Origin of the sequence: Pseudomonas sp. FSL R10-2964 (genome assembly GCF_009600035.1) — a bacterium.
Lineage (GTDB): Bacteria > Pseudomonadota > Gammaproteobacteria > Pseudomonadales > Pseudomonadaceae > Aquipseudomonas > Aquipseudomonas bubulae.
In genome coordinates, this window is record NZ_WIWH01000117.1 from 1 (window position 1) to 392 (window position 392).

Here is a 392-nt window from a genome sequence, read left to right on the forward strand (position 1 = left end):
GGATCTGCGCCGCGTGCCAGTTGTCAGCCAGGGTCAAGTCGGAGAACTTCACCGCGTACTTAAACACCTCCATGAAGCCTTCCACGGGATCGCCCAGGATGGGCCTGCAATCCACGACCATGCTGTCGCCAGTGATCTTGTGCCACTCGGCGCTGAGGTCAGTTTGTGATGGCTGAGAGGTAGCCAAAATGATCATGTGGCAATGCGGATGCCAGCCCTTGCCCTTGTTGGTCAGCTCAAGGGTGTAAACAGCCCCCTCGGCTCTGCAAAGCTCAGTCCAGGGCGCGCCGCGAGTACCTGCGTTGAAGTCTCGGCGATGGTGCATTAGACGTTTGAGGGAGTGGCTGAGGTGAGCTTGCCGCTCGGCAAGATCAGGGCCGTTTCTAACGGTC

The 392-nt window shown here is 58.9% G+C and carries 1 protein-coding gene; it reads right to left on the minus strand.

Annotated elements, in window-relative coordinates; all coding sequences use genetic code 11:
• Positions 1–325 (minus strand): protein rep (locus GHN92_RS23660; protein WP_218580746.1); only part of this gene is annotated, 325 nt, incomplete at its 3' end.
• Positions 326–392: the final 67 nt, after the last annotated feature.